Source organism: Burkholderia sp. BCC0398, assembly GCF_902833245.1.
In the GTDB taxonomy this organism is placed as follows: Bacteria; Pseudomonadota; Gammaproteobacteria; order Burkholderiales; family Burkholderiaceae; genus Burkholderia; species Burkholderia sola.
On record NZ_CADFEM010000011.1, the window covers coordinates 14,525 to 29,337 of the forward strand.

The window sequence follows — 14,813 nt, forward strand, 5'->3', positions numbered from 1 at the left end:
TCGAGGGTTCGCCGGTACGCAGCCGTCTCCGGGGCGATACAGCCCGCTACAACCTGAGAGAGAGGTGTATTCATGCTTGACCACGCCACCAACGAATTGCTGACCCGCGTGGGGCCCGGCACGCCGTGCGGCGAGTTGCTGCGTCGCTACTGGCATCCGGTCGGTTATTCGTCGGAGCTGGCCGAAGCCGGCCAGACGAAACGCGTGCGGATTCTCGGCGAGGATCTGGTGCTCGCGCGCACCGGCAACGGCGGCGTGCTGCTCGTGCAGGAGCGTTGCCCGCATCGCGGTGCATCGCTGCTGTACGGCTTCGTCGAGGAAGCCACGATCCGCTGCGCGTATCACGGCTGGCAGTACAACGCGGCCGGCGAATGCGTGGAGCGGCCGTTCGAATCGGCGAAGGCGAGCCGCGTCTGCAAGAAGCTGATCGACAGCTATGCGACGCACGAATGCGGCGGGCTGATCTTCGCCTACATGGGGCCGGCGGAGCAGAAGCCCGCGTTTCCGAACTGGGACATCCTCGTGCGCAACGACGGCCTCCGCCATTTCGAGGTGCAGGACGATCTCGCGTGCAACTGGTTCCAGGTGCAGGAAAACGCGGTCGACGTCACGCACACCTTCTATACGCACTCGAAATACTTCGAGCGCCTCGGCATGCGCGACGCGTCCGGGTTCGGCAAGCCGTTCAAGCGGTTCGGCTTCCAGCGCTTCGACTGGGGCATCGTGAAGAGCTGGGAATACGAAGGCGAGGGCCGCGGCTGGGGCAACCTGATGGTGTTCCCGAACATGCTGCGGATCATGACCGAGATGCACTGGCGCGTGCCGGTCGACGATACGACGACGCGGATCGTCTGGGTGTCGTTCACGCCGAACGCGGACGGCGCGCAGCCGCCCGCTCACGAGGCGCCGAAGATCGTCCGGCAGCCGGCGCGCACCGACGCGGCGGGCCGCTACCTGATGGACACGTTCATGAGCCAGGATGCGATGGCGGTCGAGACGCAGGGCCCGATCTTCGATCGTTCGCGCGAGAACCTCGGCGCGTCCGATCGCGGCATCGTGATGTTCCGCCAGATGCTGCAGGAGCAGATCGACGCGGTCGCGCGCGGCGAGCGGCCGGTCGCGAACGTGTACGGCGGCGCGCCGGACGTGACCGACCTGCGCGCGTGGATGGGCGGCTATCTGCCGATGAGCTGCGCGCCGGACCCGACGTTCCGCCAGCAGCGCGAATTCGGCGACATCTTCGACGAGTCGCACGTCGAGTACGAGATCCCGGCGAACTCGCCGGTGATGCGCGCTTGAGCGGCGGTGCGCTCGGCGGGCCGGGCCGCGGCGCCGGCATGCTGACGGCCGGCCGCGTCACGGTCGCGCTGCTCGCGGCGGGGCTCGCGAGCGTCGCCGCGCTCGGCGCGCGCGGCACGGTGTCGGCCGGCGACGCACGCATCGTCGCGATCGTGTTCACCTGCATCGTGCTGTGGGCGACGGGCGCGGTCGCGAGCCTGTGGGTGTCGCTGCTGTTTTTCTTCCTCGCGGCGACCTGCACGCCGGTGCCCACCGCCGAGATCTTCTCCGGCTTCGGGTCGAGCGCGTTCTGGCTCGTGTTCAGCGGCGCGGCGATCGGCTTCGCGCTGAAGGAGAGCGGCCTGAGCGAACGGATCGGCATCGCGCTCGCGCGCCGGATCGGCGGCTCGTATCTGAAGGCGCTGCTCGCATTCGCGATCCTGAGCTTCCTGCTGTCGCTCGTGATGCCGTCGACGTTCGGGCGGATCGCGATCCTGATTCCGATCGCGATCGGCTACTGCGACGTCGTGAAGCTCGGCGCGCACGCGAACGGGCGGCGCGGCATCCTGCTGCTCGTGATCGTCGGCTCGTACGAGCTCGCTGCCGCGGTGCTGCCCGCGAACCTGCCGAACGTGATCATGGCGGGGATTCTCGAGCAGTCGCACGGGATGCATCTGCGCTTCTCCGAGTATCTGCTGCTGTTCTTTCCGGCCGGCGTGATCGTGCGCGGCGCGGTGCTGGTGTTCGCGTCCTGGTGGCTGTTCGCGGATACGGTCGGCGAAGTCGAGATACCGGCGGCGCGCGTCGCGCTCGGCCGCCGCGAATGGCACGCGATCGTGCTGCTGGCGATCACGCTCGCGTTCTGGTTCACCGACGCCGTGCATCGCATCGCGCCCGGCTGGGTCGGGCTCGGCTTCGCGCTCGTCTACTTCGGCACGTCGCCGCCCGCACAGCTCGAGCGCTTCACCGCGACGCTGAAGATGGACCTGCTGTGGTTCATCGCGGCGATCATCGGGCTGACTGCGCTCGTCAACCATCTCGACATGCGCGTGCCGGACACGCTCGCGCTCGACGCGTTGCGCGACAGCCCGATGCTCATGTACTTCGCGCTGACCGCGCTGTCGATCGTCGTCTGCTTCGCGGTCACGTCGAATGCGGAACCGGCGCTATACGTGCCGATCGTGTCGCGCCTGCTCGCGCAGGGGCTGCACCTGAAGGCCGGCCTGCTCGCGCAGGTAATGGGCTATGCGACCACGGTCCTGCCGTACCAGTCGCCGCCGATTGTGTTCGGCAACGCGCTCGCGCAGCTGGACCGGAGGGCGGTGCTCCGGTACTGCATCGCGACGGCGCTGCTGGGCGTGGTGTTCGTGATCCCGATCAATGCGTTGTGGTGGCGGCTGATCGGGCTGCTGTGAGTTTTCCTGAACGGTGAATCCAATGATCGAAAACGATCTGCTTGCCGCGCGCGTGATTGCGCGCGAGCGCGTCGCGTGCGACGTGATTTCGCTGCGGCTCGTCAGCGACGCGCCGGGTCTCCCCCTGCCCGCGTTCGAGGCCGGCGCGCATATCGACCTGCATCTGCGCGACGGGCTCACGCGCAAGTATTCGCTGTGCAACGATCCGGTCGAGCGCGGCGTGTACGAGATCGCGATCAAGCGCGAGCCGGCGTCGAGCGGCGGCTCCGCGCACGTGCACGATGCGATCCGGGTAGGCGATGTGCTGCGGATCGGCGCGCCGCTGAATTACTTCCCGCTCGCGCCGGACGACAGCCCGGCCGTGCTGCTCGCCGCCGGGATCGGCGTGACGCCGTTACTCGCGATGGCGCACAGCCTGATGCGCGCGGGGCGGCCGCTCGCGTTCCACTACTTCGTGCGTTCGGCCGACGCGGCCGCGTACGGGGCGACGCTCGCGTCGCGGCTCGCGGACGTCGCGACGGTGCACACGGGGCTGACGCCCGACGCGACCCGCGACGCGATCGCGACGATCGTCGGCGCGATGGATTCGCGCTCGCATCTGTATTTCTGCGGACCGGCGCCGTTCATGGCGGCCGTCGACGCGATCGCGCGCCCGGCGCTCGGCGATGCGCGGCTTCATCACGAGTATTTTTCCGCGCCAGCCGCGGAGCCTGCCGACGGCGCGGCCGACGCGTTCCGGATCGAGCTCGCGCGCGCGCAGCGTGCGCTGCTCGTACCGCCGGGGCAGTCGATCACCGATGTGCTGTACGAGCACGGCATCGCGGTCGCCACGTCGTGCGAGGCGGGCGTGTGCGGCGCATGCCGGACGACCGTGCTCGAGGGCACGCCCGATCATCGGGATGCGTTCCTGAGCGCGGCGGAAAAGGCCCGCAACGACTGCATGATGCCGTGCGTGTCGCGATGCCGCGGCGAACGGCTGGTGCTGGATCTCTGAGCCGTCACGGAGGGCTGAGTGAGGCCGGTCGGAAAAAATGGAAGCCAACGTTTCGTAGAATCGGGAAACGGAGGCATGGATGAATCGCATTCCACGAGCGGTCGATACGAAGGCGCTTCGCGACGAAGCTGCCAAACTGGCGTGGACTGAAGGTGTTGGGGGATCGGAAGCTTTCCGGCGCTTGCCGATCCCGATCGAGACGCTGGCAAATCGGCACGTCGTTCGACGATGTGCAGGACGACGAGCGCGAATGGATCGCCTCCGCATAACGCTTGGGATGCGCTCTTTTATTTTTCGGCGAATCACTCCGAAGCATGGCACAGCATACCGACCAACTTGTCTCGGTACAGGTTCTTCTCTGCCGGACTGCGCTGTACGCATACGTGCAGGTTGCGCTGGGACCAAGGCTCAATCAGCGGGATGACCGCGATCTTTCCCTCATCCGATGATTCGATCGCCGTTCGCGGAACGATACCCATTCCAGCTCCCGACGATACGAGGCGAGCGATAGCCCGATAACCGGATACCTGCACGCGAATGTCGAGTCGTCCATCCAGCGCGGAGGCATGGTTCACCAGAAACGTGTGCAGCGCAGCCCCTGATTGCAGACTAATGAACGGCTGGCCCAGGCACGCCTCGAAGCTGACTTCGCTCTGCCTGGCGAGCGCGTGCGTCACAGGCGCGAGCAAGACCAACTGGTCCTTCTTGTACGGTACGAATCGCAGCGCCGAATGCCCGGAATCCAAGGCCACGACACCGACATCCGCTCGACCGGCCACCACCGCGGCGACGATGTCGTGACTCAGTCGTTCTTCCAGTGTGATGCGCACGCTCGGGAACGCCGCGAAGAAACGAGCGAGGTCGTCCGGCAGATGGGAGCTGATCGCGTTGTTGTTGGCGAATACGGTGACGTGCCCGGTCATTCCCTGGGTGAAAGGCAAAAGATCCGAGCGCATTTGGTCGAGTTGAGCGAGACAACGCCGTGCGTGCTCCACGAGAACCTGGCCCGCCGCCGTCAGCGCGACGCCTCTCGGATGCCGACTCAGCAACGTCACCCCTACCGAGTCTTCAAGATTCTTCACGCGAAGGCTCGCAGACGATGGCGCAAGGTGGCAGCGTTCGGCGCCGCGCGAGACGTTGCCTTCCTCGGCGACGGCGACGAACACCTTCAGGTCAGTCAAGTCATAGCTCATCGTGTTCGAATTTGGCGAAGATGACGCCGGCTTTATAGCACAGCAGCACTCGCCAGCTTGCGGTACGCAAATTGCTGCATTGCACGATTTCGTTAATCCCGAACGATCCTTTCGTGAAATCTCGCTGTAATCGACCGCCGCGTTTTCCGATACTGGTAGCCATCAACCTAACTCGGGAAGGCAGTGATGGTCGCATCAGTGGGTGAAGCATCCTCGGCGAAGCCACTCGCCGGCGTCGTCGTCGTCTCCATCGAACAAGCGCTGGCGGCGCCTTTGTGCACAGGACGCCTGGCGGAAATGGGGGCGCGGGTCATCAAGATCGAACGCGCGGAGGGCGATTTTGCGCGTGGCTACGACGCGGCCGCGAACGGTCAATCGTCGTATTTTGTCTGGACAAATCGCGGCAAGGAATCGGTCGTGCTGGACTTCAAGGACGCCGATGACGCCGCACTCCTGCATCGGCTTATCGCGGAGGCCGATGTCTTCGTTCAAAACCTGGCCCCCGGCGCATTGGATAGAGCCGGATTCGGCAGTGAAAGACTGCGTGAAATGCACACGCGTCTGATCACGTGCGATATCAGCGGCTACGGCACGAACAACGCTGCGAGCCATCTCAAGGCGTACGACCTTCTCGTGCAGTGCGAAAGCGGTCTGGCGGGTATCACTGGCGCACCGGATGCATGTGGGCGCGTTGGCGTTTCCATCTGCGACATTGGCGCGGGGATGAACGCAACCATTGCCGTGCTGTCGGCTCTCGCGCTTCGCTCGAGCACCGGCAAGGGATCGGGTGTCTCGGTTTCCTTGTTCGACGGTGCGGCGGACTGGATGACGATCCCCTACGTACACCACGTTTACGGAAATGGAGCACCTGCACGCCAGGGTCTGAAGCATCCTTCCATTGCGCCGTATGGCGCGTTCAAGACCAAGGACGGTGACGAAATCGTCATCAGCATTCAAAACGAGCGCGAGTGGCGTCAGTTCTGCTCGGCGTTCCTCCAGCAACCGGACGTGGCGGAAGACGCGCGCTTCTCGTCCAACACGAATCGCGTGCAAAACCGCGCAGCCCTCGAACGGGTGATTGCCGACGCATTCGCGAAGGTCGACTCCAGCGAAGCACTTCAACGCCTGTCAACCTCGAACACAGCGTATGGTCAGGTTCGCTCGGTTGCCCAGATGGCTGAACACCCTGCGCTGCGGACGTGGCCGATGACAGTCGACGGCGAAGCATTGCGAATGATTGCGCCGGCGGTTCGCGCGCCGTGGGACAGCCAACACTTTGATGCAGCACCTAAGTTGGGAGAACACACCGAGCGGATTCGCGCCGAGTTCGCCACGAAACAAGTGGGAGAATTCGCATGAGCGTCGTCGACATTGCCCACCTCCGCGAATGGATCGGCAAGAGCCAGTCCGACCGTGACGTCCTGTCGTCGCGTCACGCGCGACTGATGGCCGCGACCCTCGGAATGCCTCAGTCCGACTTCGTCGACGGCGCACGATTGCCCCCGCTTTGGCATTGGCTCTATTTCCTGAGTGGCGACGCACCTTCGGCGCTCGGTCGAGACGGGCACCCCGCAAGAGGCGGCTTCCTGCCTCCCGTCCCGTTGCCGAACCGCATGTGGGCCGGGGGCAAGCTCGAATTTCATGGCGACCTGCCGCTTGGCGCGGAAGTTGAAAAGCGTTCGAGCATCGCATAGGTCGAGCACAAACAAGGACGAAGCGGCGAACTCGTCTTCGTGACCGTCCTGCATGAAGTCGTGCGCGAAGGGAAAGTGCTTGTCACCGAGCACCACGACATTGTCTACAAGGAAGCGTCGAAGGGCGGCGCCACGCCTGCGCAAACGGACATGCCCCAACCGCAGCGGACGCGTCGAGTGAAACCCGATTCGACGATGCTGTTCCGCTACTCCGCGCTGACGTTCAATGGCCACCGCATTCACTACGACGCGGACTACTTCCTTGGCAGGCAAAAGACTGTCGAACAGAAGTCGGTATCAGAGCGTCTCGTAGAGGTCGCTCGCTAAGCTCATCACGATGCTCGCGTCGGAAGACCGATGCCTCTTGCGGCTTGCAAGACGCAAGCTCAGCCCCTGGACAAATCGTATGTATCCGAGATCCTATTTGTTCGTTCCCGGCAATCGACCGGAACGATTCGACAAAGCGTGCGCTGCGGGCGCAGACGCGGTAATCATTGACCTCGAAGACGCGGTGCCACCCACCGCAAAAGCGCAGGCTCGTGATGCCGTCATGTCGTGGCTCAGGAATGGTGGACGAGCGTATGTGAGAGCGAACGCGGTGGATACCGAGTGGTACAAGGACGATATAGCGGCTCTTCGGACGTGTCGGAGCCTCCAGGGCATCGTCGTCCCCAAGGCTGAGCGAACCGACCTGCTGTCGAACCTTGCGAACGAGATCTCCGATGAAGCGGCACTGCTGCCGCTCATCGAGACCGCGGTTGCATTTGATGACCTCCGCTCGCTTGCGAAGGTGCCGAAAGTCGAGCGCCTTCTGTTCGGAACCTTGGACTTTCAGGTCGACACCGGTATTCAAGGTGATGGCGATGAGCTCGTGTACTTCCGCTCGCAACTAACCATAGCGTCACGGATTGCCGGCATCGCGGCGCCCGTGGACGGAGTCACTGCAGCAATCGATGAGGCCCAGAGGATCCGTCGGGATACGGTTCGAGCTCGCAATCTCGGTTTCAGGGGCAAGCTGTGCATCCACCCCAAACAAATCGAGCATGTACACGCGGCTCTCCGCCCTTGCCTGGAAGAGATCGAGTGGGCGCACCGCGTCCTTTCTGCCGTTCAGGAAAGCGACGGCTCGGCCATTAGCGTCGATGGAAAAATGGTGGACGCCCCTGTCATTGCCAAGGCGAATGACATCGTAAGCAGTTCGGTCGCCGAGTCGGCGACCGAGCCGCGTCATCCGGCGTCGTCCGATGGCGCGGCAGGCGCTTCGCCTTGACCGCCGCGCTCCGTCGTCGACCCATGGCTCAGGCGGGAAGCGATGTCGGCCCCGAGCGCATGGAGAATCGATCGGCCTTTCTTCGTCAGATACGCGCGTCGGCGGCCGGGGGCGCCATGTTCGAGCATGACGAGTTGCCGTTCGAGCAACGCATCGAGTTCGGCGCGATTCATGTCGAGCTGATCCGGCGCCTGGCACACCAGCATCAGCGTCGCGAATTCATGCGGGCTCAGCATGGCCGCCCCCCGTCGCGTACGGCGCCGCCCATAGCGGGCGCGATCCAGAAAAACGAAACAGGGTGCACCACGCGTCCGCGCGCGGCGATCCGACGGCGCGGCGGCTTCGGTCGGCCGATCGCGGCGGGTTGGGGCGCGCCGCGCAACGCGAACGGCTTGCGCACAGCACGTACGCGAGCGCCGGTCGGCGCGAAGCGACGCGTGCCGTTGCGCGCTGCCCGCAGGCCGACCGGCAGGCCCGTGACGACGCGGGCGGCGCGTCGCGGTCGGCGGCCGACCTCCGGCAGCCGATCGAAGATAAAGAAAGGATCGTTCATGATTCGCTCCGGGTTGAACCTCGCACGGAGGACAAACCGGACCACGCGCTCCAGTTCGTCGATCCACGAGAGGCCTCGCTGACAAACCAATCGAAACACGCAGCGCATAAGCCGCGGCTGCTTGAGCGCTACCCAAAATAGGATGGGAAGCGCGGATTTCAAGTACCGCTTCGCGACGATTCGCATGGCCCGTCGCGAGACAACCGCCGATCATCAAACAGTCCATTCCGCGTTGAAACATTTTGTTACAAACGTCCTGTTTTCACCCTCTTGAAGCGCGCTCCCCGCGCCACTATTTCGCTTTTCGCCAATCGATGGCACGCGGGCGCAGTGCAGCCTTGCGCGTGCACGCGCCAGCGGATTCCTTTTTCAGGTGATCTCATCGCTCAGGAGATGAAAATGCAGATTCGTCCCCTCTACGACCGGGTTATCGTCAAGCGAATCGAACAGCAGCGAACGACGGCCTCCGGCATCGTGATTCCCGATTCGGCCGCCGAACGGCCCGAGCAGGGTGAAGTGATGGCGGTCGGCAGCGGCCGGCTGCTCCAGGACGGCTCGCAGCGCCCGCTGCAGCTTCAGGTCGGCGACCAGGTTCTCTTCGGCAAATATGCAGGCCAGACCGTGAAGGTGAACGGCGAGGAACTGCTCGTGATGCGCGAAGAGGACGTCATGGGCGTACTCGAACCCGAATCGCCGGCCGCCAGGAAAGCGGCCTGAATGCCGATTCGACCGCGCCGCACGGGTGATTGCCCGATGCGCGCGGCATCCCGTTCAACGACTGTATCCGGAGCAAGAAAATGACTGCAAAAGACGTGAAATTCCGCGACGGCGCGCGCCAGCAGATCGTCAAGGGCGTGAACGTGCTGGCCGACGCGGTGAAGGTGACGCTCGGCCCGAAAGGCCGCAACGTCGTGATCGAACGCGGCTTCGGCGCGCCCGTGATCACGAAGGACGGCGTGTCGGTCGCGAAAGAAATCGAGTTGAAGGACCGCTTCGAGAACATGGGCGCGCAGATCGTCAAGGAGGTCGCATCCAAGACCGCCGACGTGGCCGGCGACGGGACGACCACCGCCACCGTGCTCGCGCAGGCGATCGTGCAGGAGGGCATGAAGCACGTCGCGGCCGGCATGAATCCGATGGATCTGAAGCGCGGCATCGACAAGGCCGTCGGCGCGGTGCTCGACGAGCTGCGCAAGCTGTCCCGGCCGATTTCGACCCACAAGGAAATCGCGCAGGTCGGCGCGATTTCCGCGAACTCGGACGAGGCGATCGGCAAGATCATTGCCGACGCGATGGAGAAAGTGGGCAAGGACGGCGTGATCACCGTCGAGGACGGCAAGTCGCTGGAGAACGAACTCGACGTGGTCGAAGGCATGCAGTTCGATCGCGGCTACGTGAGCCCGTATTTCATCAACGATCCGGCGAAGCAGGCGGCCTATCTCGACGATGCGCTGATTCTGCTGCACGACAAGAAGATCTCCAGTGTCCGCGACCTGCTGCCGATCCTCGAAGCGGCGTCCAAGGCCGGCAAGCCGTTGCTGATCGTCGCCGAGGATGTCGAAGGCGAAGCGCTCGCGACACTCGTGGTGAACTCGATGCGCGGCATCCTGAAGGTCGTCGCCGTCAAGGCGCCGGGCTTCGGCGACCGACGCAAGGCCATGCTCGAGGATCTCGCGATCCTGACCGGCGCGACGGTCATCTCGGAGGAAACCGGCAAGCAGCTCGACAAGGCCACGCTCGAGGATCTTGGCAGCGCGAAGCGCGTCGAGGTGCGCAAGGACGATACGATCATCATCGACGGCGCGGGCGATGCGGCGCGCATCGACGCGCGCGTGAAGTCGATTCGCGTGCAGATCGACGAAGCGACGAGCGACTACGATCGCGAGAAGCTGCAGGAGCGTGTCGCGAAGCTCGCGGGCGGCGTGGCGGTGATCAAGGTCGGCGCGGTCACCGAGGTCGAAATGAAGGAGAAGAAGGATCGCGTCGACGATGCGCTGCATGCGACGCGCGCCGCGGTCGAGGAAGGCATCGTGCCGGGCGGCGGCGTCGCGCTGCTGCGTGCGCGCGCGGCGCTGTCGGACATGCGGGGCGCGAATGCAGACCAGGACGCCGGCATCCGGATCGTACTGCGCGCGCTGGAGGCGCCGCTGCGCGTCATCGCGGCCAATGCGGGCGACGAACCGTCGGTCGTGGTGTCGAAAGTGCTCGAAGGCACCGGGACCTTCGGCTACAACGCGGCGACCGGCGAGTACGGCGATCTGGTGGACGCGGGCGTGGTCGATCCGACCAAGGTCACGCGTACCGCGCTGCAGAACGCCGCGTCGATCGCGAGCCTGGTGCTGACGACCGATGCGACCGTCGCGCAAGCGCCGAAAGAGGACAGCGCCGAGCCGGCTCCCGCGCCCGAACTCGGCTACTGACCGGCGTCGCAGGCTTGCCTGCGATCGTCGAACGGCCGCTGGCCGGAGCGGCCTTTCCCGGCGCGCGCGACAGCGGGGGCGCGCCGCGCCGCCTTTTCATGTTTGCGAAACCGACCATGAAGCTCGAACTCTCGATCGATTCCAGGCCGCTGCACGTCGAACTCGACGACGTCATCGCCGGCCTGCTCGCGGCGCGGCTCGGCCTGCCTCCGGACGGCGACCATCGCGTCGCGATCGGCCGCTACCTCGGCGATGCGGCGGGGCCGTGGACGCTGGATGACGACCATATGCGCAAGCGCGTGATGCGCCGCCTGATTCTCGACATCGCCGATCCGACGCTGGTCATCCAGTACCTGATGGCCGACCAGGCCGGGCGCGGCGAAGCAGGCGCCTGACGCACGCCGAACACGCGATGGAGCGTGCGAGAGCGCGTGCGCGTCGCGCAGCCAGTCCGTCGAACGTTCGTCGCCTGCAGCGTCAGGCTGTTGTCATTTCATCATCAGTAGAACGAAGAGGCGCTCGCGGTGATGTCCGAGCGCCCGTCTTCGCGCTTCCGGTCAGGTACCACCGTCCGGCTTGCCGGGCGCGCGGCTCTGCGGGACCGGCTGGCCTGCACCCAGTTCGGCGCCCGTCACCGGGTCGCTGTTCGGATCGGACGCGAGCCGCTGCGCCATCGCCTCGATGGCGTCCACCTGCTGCGGCTCGAGCATCCCTTCGGCAATACCGGTGCCGCCGTCGACGGCCGGCTCGGCGTCGCGGATTTCGAGACCCTCTCCATGATTCCAGGGGCCGACCAGCGGCGCCGCGTCCGGCTGCATCCGGAAGTACACGCTGTCGTACGGCGCCTTCGGCGGCAGCTTGCCCGGCGGGAAATGCGCGGTGATCGCATACAGCGCCTTCTCGAACGACTTCAGGTGCGAGACCTCGCGCGTCATCAGGAAGCCGAGCGCGTCCCGAATGCCCGGATCGTCGGTCACGTTGATGAGCCGTTCGTAAATGATCTTCGCCCGCGCTTCGGCTGCGATGTTCGAACGCAGGTCGGCGGTCGGTTCGCCGATCGTGTCGATGTACGCGGCCGACCACGGCACGCCGCCGGAATTCGTCAGTGGCGCGCCCGCGCCGTACAGCACCTGCGTCACGTGGCTGTCGTTGCCCGCCCCGTGCAGCTTGCGGTACAGCTCGGCCTGTTCGTCGACTGCTTCGGCGAGTTCGCCTTTGGCGCCGCGGTTGAGCATCGCGGCCATCGAGCCGATCACTTCGAGGTGGCTCAGCTCCTCGGTGGCGATGTCGAGCAGCATGTCCTTGCGGCCGGGATCCTCCTCGGTGATCGCCTGAGTGAAATAGCGCATCGCGGCGGCGAGTTCGCCCTGCGGGCCGCCGAACTGCTCGAGCAGCAGATTGGCGAGGCCGGGGTTCGGCGCGCCCACGCGCACCGTGTACTGAAGCCGTGTGTTGTGGATGAACATGGCATCTCCATGGAAAGGGTTGCGCGACATTCGCGGTGGCGACCCAGCACGAATCGATCCCGTGGCCACCGCCACCGCCGGGTACGCGCGGTGCTGGCTGGTGCGGGCTGTGTAGCGGCAGCGGTTTCCCGTCGACGCCGGCAGCGTTCGTTGAGTGGCGCGCGTATCGCGACGGCAGGCGACAACGGCCGGCGAGGCACGGACGCGCGCCGGATGGAGACGGCGCGACCGGGTCGCGAGGCGTCGCTTCTCGCGAACGGCGCGGACCGCTGTCGATGCACGGATGCGGCACGCGGGAAGGGTGGAGTCGACGGCAATACGAGCGCGCATCGCATGACCTGAAGCCCTCGTTGCCGGATTTTCAAGCAGTTGTCATTTCGGCGGCATGGGCCGTACCACGCCGGGCAAGGGTGCGGTGCGGCGCGTCGGCACGCACGTGATGGCGGTTTTGCAAAGGAGTGCAGATGGCGACGCTCGACAGGAACGCGGCGACGGAGCGCACCGCGATGGACATGCGCGAGGTGTTTGCCGGCCGACGGCGCGGGCCGCGGGCGGCGCTGCCGTTCGCGGGGCCGGCGATCGTCGCGTCGGTCGCCTATATGGACCCCGGCAATTTCGCGACGAACATCCGGGCCGGCGCGCAGTTCGGTTACACGCTGCTCTGGGTGGTGCTGATGGCGAACGGCATCGCCATGTTGTTCCAGTCGCTGTCCGCGAAGCTCGGCATCGTCACCGGCCGGAATCTCGCGGAGCTGTGCCGCATGCATTTCCCGCGGCCGCTGGTGTTCGCCATGTGGGTCGCGAGCGAACTCGCCGCGATGGCGACCGAGCTCGCCGAATTTCTCGGCGGCGCGATCGCGCTGTCGTTACTGTTCGACCTGCCGACCTTCGCCGGGATGTTCGTGATGGCGCTCGCCACCTACGGCATCCTGCTGGCCGACCGGAACGGGTTCCGGCCGATGGAAATCGCCGTGGGCATATTCGTCGGCGTGACCGGTCTTTGCTATCTCGCCGAGATGTTCATCGCGCCGGTCGCGTGGGCCGACGTCGCGTGGCATGCCGTCGTGCCGGAATGGCCGCGCGGCGATGCGTTGATGGTGTCGGTCGGCATTGTCGGCGCGACGATCATGCCGCATGCGCTGTATCTGCACGCCGGGCTCACGCAGCGACGCGCGGCGGGGCTCGACCACGCGCAGCGCCGGATGATGGTGCGCTTCTCGGATCGGGAAGTGATCGTCGCGCTGTCCGCTGCGGGTGCGATCAACATGGCCATGATCGTGATGGCGAGCGCGGCGTTTCATGCCGACCATCGCGATGTCGTGGAAATCGAAGCGGCGTACCGGATGCTCACCCCGTTGCTCGGCCCGGCCGCCGCGACCTGCTTTCTCGTGTCGCTGATGAGCGCCGGCATCTCGAGTTCCGTCGTCGGCACGATGGCCGGGCAGATGATCATGCAGGGTTTCGTCGGGTTCCGGATTCCGGTCTGGCTGCGCAGGCTCGTCACGATGGCGCCCGCGTTCGTCGTCGTCGGGATGGGCGTCGATTCGATGCAGGCGCTCGTGATCAGCCAGGTCGTGCTGTCCGTCGTCCTGCCGGTGCCGATGCTGGCGCTGATTTACTTCTGCGGACGGCGTGACGTCATGGGCGCCTTCGCGAGCGGACGTATCGCGCGCTGCGCCGCGCTTGGCGCGACTGCCGTCGTCGTCGGGCTGAATGCCGTGTTGCTGGCGGGGCCGATCGGCGCGATGGCGTTGCGGTTGGGCGGCAACTGAACGGCCCGAGTGTCAGCGTCCGGACGATCGTGGCAGCCCGTGTTCAGCGCGCTTTCAGCATTTCGTCGGCGAGCCGATAGGCGCTGACCGCGCGCTTCGATTCGTAGTCGGCGATCGTCGACACGTTGCGCCCGGCGTCGCGCGACAGCAAGCCTTGCAGCGCGGCGGCGGCGAAGAAATCGCGCAGGTCCGGCGTCGCGGATTTCGGCTCCGGCGGAGCGGCTTCGACGATCGGCCCCGCTTTCCAGAAAACGGGCGACGGCGTGGCTGCCTTGGAGACGGCGGCGGTTTGCTTGCTCACATCCTGGGAAAACGGCGTCATTTCTTCCCCTTCGATTCAGTATCTGTTGGCGAAGCAGCGTAACGTCCCCGACTGCGTGGGCGAGCATCGTTTCGTCTTGTTTTTGAGCGGTACTAACCACTTGATCGACGCGAATATTCGCCGGTAATACGGCATCCGTCAAAGGAAATAAATTGAATCCGACGGGCCGGCGCCCGAGCACGATTCGTTCCCGGTGGCGATCGGCGGGGGAGGCATCGCGTTGCGCCAACCGACGGAAATGGTATGTCGGCACGAATGACGTTCCGGTGACACACCCGAGTGCGGGCGTGGTGCTCCGCCGCACGAGGGTTGCAAGCCTCGCGTCAGGCGCCCGGTCGCGCTTTCCGGTGCCGTCCAATGCGCATGGAAGCCTAGGGGGAAGTATCGCCAGCGGGATCGTGGGACGACCGGACGAGGGCGATGCGACCCGGCACCG

17 protein-coding genes and 1 pseudogene are annotated in these 14,813 nt (G+C 65.5%); 12 read left to right on the forward strand and 6 right to left on the reverse strand.

All coding sequences use genetic code 11. The features are described 5' to 3' along the window. Positions 1 to 72: 72 nt before the first annotated feature. From HWX76_RS23305 to HWX76_RS23320, 4 genes and pseudogenes are all read left to right on the forward strand, one after another. Entirely contained in the window at positions 73 to 1,299 is a 1,227-nt protein-coding gene (locus tag HWX76_RS23305) for an aromatic ring-hydroxylating dioxygenase subunit alpha (RefSeq protein WP_050016111.1), read from the forward strand. Then, on the forward strand, positions 1,296 to 2,693 hold the full coding sequence (locus tag HWX76_RS23310) for an SLC13 family permease (RefSeq protein WP_050016109.1): 1,398 nt from the start codon (positions 1,296 to 1,298) through the stop codon (positions 2,691 to 2,693). The genes HWX76_RS23305 and HWX76_RS23310 overlap by 4 nt, the downstream gene beginning before the upstream one ends. 22 nt (positions 2,694 to 2,715) lie before the next feature. Further along, the gene (locus HWX76_RS23315; RefSeq protein WP_050016105.1) at positions 2,716 to 3,687 is read left to right on the forward strand and encodes a PDR/VanB family oxidoreductase; all 972 of its coding nucleotides are present in this window, start codon (positions 2,716 to 2,718) and stop codon (positions 3,685 to 3,687) included. Positions 3,688 to 3,766: 79 nt separating this feature from the next. Further along, positions 3,767 to 3,898, forward strand: a pseudogene (locus tag HWX76_RS23320) (IS3 family transposase); the annotation flags it as partial. A 91-nt stretch (positions 3,899 to 3,989) separates the two neighbouring features. Here HWX76_RS23320 and HWX76_RS23325 read toward each other — a convergent pair. Both HWX76_RS23325 and HWX76_RS23330 read right to left on the reverse strand, forming a co-directional pair. Further along, positions 3,990 to 4,868, reverse strand: coding sequence for a LysR family transcriptional regulator (locus HWX76_RS23325; RefSeq protein ID WP_244138001.1), 879 nt, complete (start codon positions 4,866 to 4,868; stop codon positions 3,990 to 3,992). A gap of 1 nt (position 4,869) precedes the next feature. After that, positions 4,870 to 5,043, reverse strand: coding sequence for a hypothetical protein (locus tag HWX76_RS23330; protein WP_160300523.1), 174 nt, complete (start codon positions 5,041 to 5,043; stop codon positions 4,870 to 4,872). A 23-nt stretch (positions 5,044 to 5,066) separates the two neighbouring features. On the opposite strand from HWX76_RS23330, the gene HWX76_RS23335 reads away from it, so the two are divergent. The 4 genes from HWX76_RS23335 to HWX76_RS23345 all read left to right on the forward strand — a co-directional run bounded on the left by HWX76_RS23335 (position 5,067) and on the right by HWX76_RS23345 (position 7,844). Continuing rightward, positions 5,067 to 6,239 carry a CaiB/BaiF CoA-transferase family protein gene (locus HWX76_RS23335; RefSeq protein WP_176016398.1) on the forward strand — a complete coding sequence of 391 codons (1,173 nt, stop codon included), beginning with the start codon at positions 5,067 to 5,069 and terminating at the stop codon, positions 6,237 to 6,239. Then, positions 6,236 to 6,574, forward strand: coding sequence for a hypothetical protein (locus tag HWX76_RS36765; protein WP_244138002.1), 339 nt, complete (start codon positions 6,236 to 6,238; stop codon positions 6,572 to 6,574). The genes HWX76_RS23335 and HWX76_RS36765 overlap by 4 nt, the downstream gene beginning before the upstream one ends. A gap of 39 nt (positions 6,575 to 6,613) precedes the next feature. Beyond that, on the forward strand, positions 6,614 to 6,901 hold the full coding sequence (locus tag HWX76_RS36770) for a hypothetical protein (protein ID WP_244138003.1): 288 nt from the start codon (positions 6,614 to 6,616) through the stop codon (positions 6,899 to 6,901). 79 nt (positions 6,902 to 6,980) lie between these two features. Then, on the forward strand, positions 6,981 to 7,844 hold the full coding sequence (locus HWX76_RS23345) for a CoA ester lyase (RefSeq protein WP_089490226.1): 864 nt from the start codon (positions 6,981 to 6,983) through the stop codon (positions 7,842 to 7,844). Here the strand turns inward: HWX76_RS23345 and HWX76_RS23350 are convergent. Together HWX76_RS23350 and HWX76_RS23355 are read right to left on the reverse strand one after the other, a co-directional pair. Further along, a complete protein-coding gene (locus tag HWX76_RS23350) occupies positions 7,802 to 8,080 on the reverse strand; it encodes a hypothetical protein (RefSeq protein WP_089490227.1) in 279 nt (92 codons plus the stop codon). The genes HWX76_RS23345 and HWX76_RS23350 overlap by 43 nt on opposite strands. Further along, positions 8,074 to 8,397, reverse strand: coding sequence for a hypothetical protein (locus HWX76_RS23355; protein ID WP_050016094.1), 324 nt, complete (start codon positions 8,395 to 8,397; stop codon positions 8,074 to 8,076). The genes HWX76_RS23350 and HWX76_RS23355 overlap by 7 nt, the downstream gene beginning before the upstream one ends. A gap of 399 nt (positions 8,398 to 8,796) precedes the next feature. On the opposite strand from HWX76_RS23355, the gene HWX76_RS23360 reads away from it, so the two are divergent. From HWX76_RS23360 to HWX76_RS23370, 3 genes are all read left to right on the forward strand, one after another. After that, complete coding sequence (locus tag HWX76_RS23360) at positions 8,797 to 9,114, forward strand: co-chaperone GroES (RefSeq protein WP_050016092.1); 318 nt, start codon at positions 8,797 to 8,799, stop codon at positions 9,112 to 9,114. Between the two features lie 80 nt (positions 9,115 to 9,194). Continuing rightward, positions 9,195 to 10,817 (forward strand): chaperonin GroEL, encoded by a 1,623-nt coding sequence (groL, locus tag HWX76_RS23365; protein WP_124595165.1) that lies wholly within the window; start codon positions 9,195 to 9,197, stop codon positions 10,815 to 10,817. Positions 10,818 to 10,933: 116 nt separating this feature from the next. Beyond that, the gene (locus HWX76_RS23370) at positions 10,934 to 11,212 is read left to right on the forward strand and encodes a hypothetical protein (RefSeq protein WP_050016190.1); all 279 of its coding nucleotides are present in this window, start codon (positions 10,934 to 10,936) and stop codon (positions 11,210 to 11,212) included. Between the two features lie 162 nt (positions 11,213 to 11,374). Here HWX76_RS23370 and HWX76_RS23375 read toward each other — a convergent pair whose 3' ends face one another. Beyond that, positions 11,375 to 12,283, reverse strand: coding sequence for a manganese catalase family protein (locus HWX76_RS23375; RefSeq protein ID WP_050016090.1), 909 nt, complete (start codon positions 12,281 to 12,283; stop codon positions 11,375 to 11,377). Positions 12,284 to 12,747: 464 nt separating this feature from the next. Here HWX76_RS23375 and HWX76_RS23380 point away from each other — a divergent pair, with 464 nt between their 5' ends. Beyond that, the gene (locus HWX76_RS23380) at positions 12,748 to 14,055 is read left to right on the forward strand and encodes an Nramp family divalent metal transporter (protein ID WP_176016399.1); all 1,308 of its coding nucleotides are present in this window, start codon (positions 12,748 to 12,750) and stop codon (positions 14,053 to 14,055) included. A 43-nt stretch (positions 14,056 to 14,098) separates the two neighbouring features. On the opposite strand, the gene HWX76_RS23385 is transcribed toward HWX76_RS23380, so the two are convergent. After that, positions 14,099 to 14,377: a hypothetical protein gene (locus HWX76_RS23385; RefSeq protein WP_050016086.1), complete on the reverse strand. Its 279-nt coding sequence runs from the start codon at positions 14,375 to 14,377 to the stop codon at positions 14,099 to 14,101. Positions 14,378 to 14,813 lie beyond the last annotated feature (436 nt).

Coding starts and splice junctions, on each gene's coding strand:
- HWX76_RS23305 (WP_050016111.1), top strand. CDS start 73: ATGCTTGACCACGCCACCAACGAATTGCTGACCCGCGTGGGGCCCGGC.
- HWX76_RS23315 (WP_050016105.1), top strand. CDS start 2,716: ATGATCGAAAACGATCTGCTTGCCGCGCGCGTGATTGCGCGCGAGCGC.
- HWX76_RS23330 (WP_160300523.1), bottom strand. CDS start 5,043: ATGGCTACCAGTATCGGAAAACGCGGCGGTCGATTACAGCGAGATTTC.
- HWX76_RS23335 (WP_176016398.1), top strand. CDS start 5,067: ATGGTCGCATCAGTGGGTGAAGCATCCTCGGCGAAGCCACTCGCCGGC.
- HWX76_RS36765 (WP_244138002.1), top strand. CDS start 6,236: ATGAGCGTCGTCGACATTGCCCACCTCCGCGAATGGATCGGCAAGAGC.
- HWX76_RS23345 (WP_089490226.1), top strand. CDS start 6,981: ATGTATCCGAGATCCTATTTGTTCGTTCCCGGCAATCGACCGGAACGA.
- HWX76_RS23350 (WP_089490227.1), bottom strand. CDS start 8,080: ATGCTGAGCCCGCATGAATTCGCGACGCTGATGCTGGTGTGCCAGGCG.
- HWX76_RS23355 (WP_050016094.1), bottom strand. CDS start 8,397: ATGAACGATCCTTTCTTTATCTTCGATCGGCTGCCGGAGGTCGGCCGC.
- HWX76_RS23360 (WP_050016092.1), top strand. CDS start 8,797: ATGCAGATTCGTCCCCTCTACGACCGGGTTATCGTCAAGCGAATCGAA.
- groL (WP_124595165.1), top strand. CDS start 9,195: ATGACTGCAAAAGACGTGAAATTCCGCGACGGCGCGCGCCAGCAGATC.
- HWX76_RS23370 (WP_050016190.1), top strand. CDS start 10,934: ATGAAGCTCGAACTCTCGATCGATTCCAGGCCGCTGCACGTCGAACTC.
- HWX76_RS23375 (WP_050016090.1), bottom strand. CDS start 12,283: ATGTTCATCCACAACACACGGCTTCAGTACACGGTGCGCGTGGGCGCG.
- HWX76_RS23380 (WP_176016399.1), top strand. CDS start 12,748: ATGGCGACGCTCGACAGGAACGCGGCGACGGAGCGCACCGCGATGGAC.
- HWX76_RS23385 (WP_050016086.1), bottom strand. CDS start 14,377: ATGACGCCGTTTTCCCAGGATGTGAGCAAGCAAACCGCCGCCGTCTCC.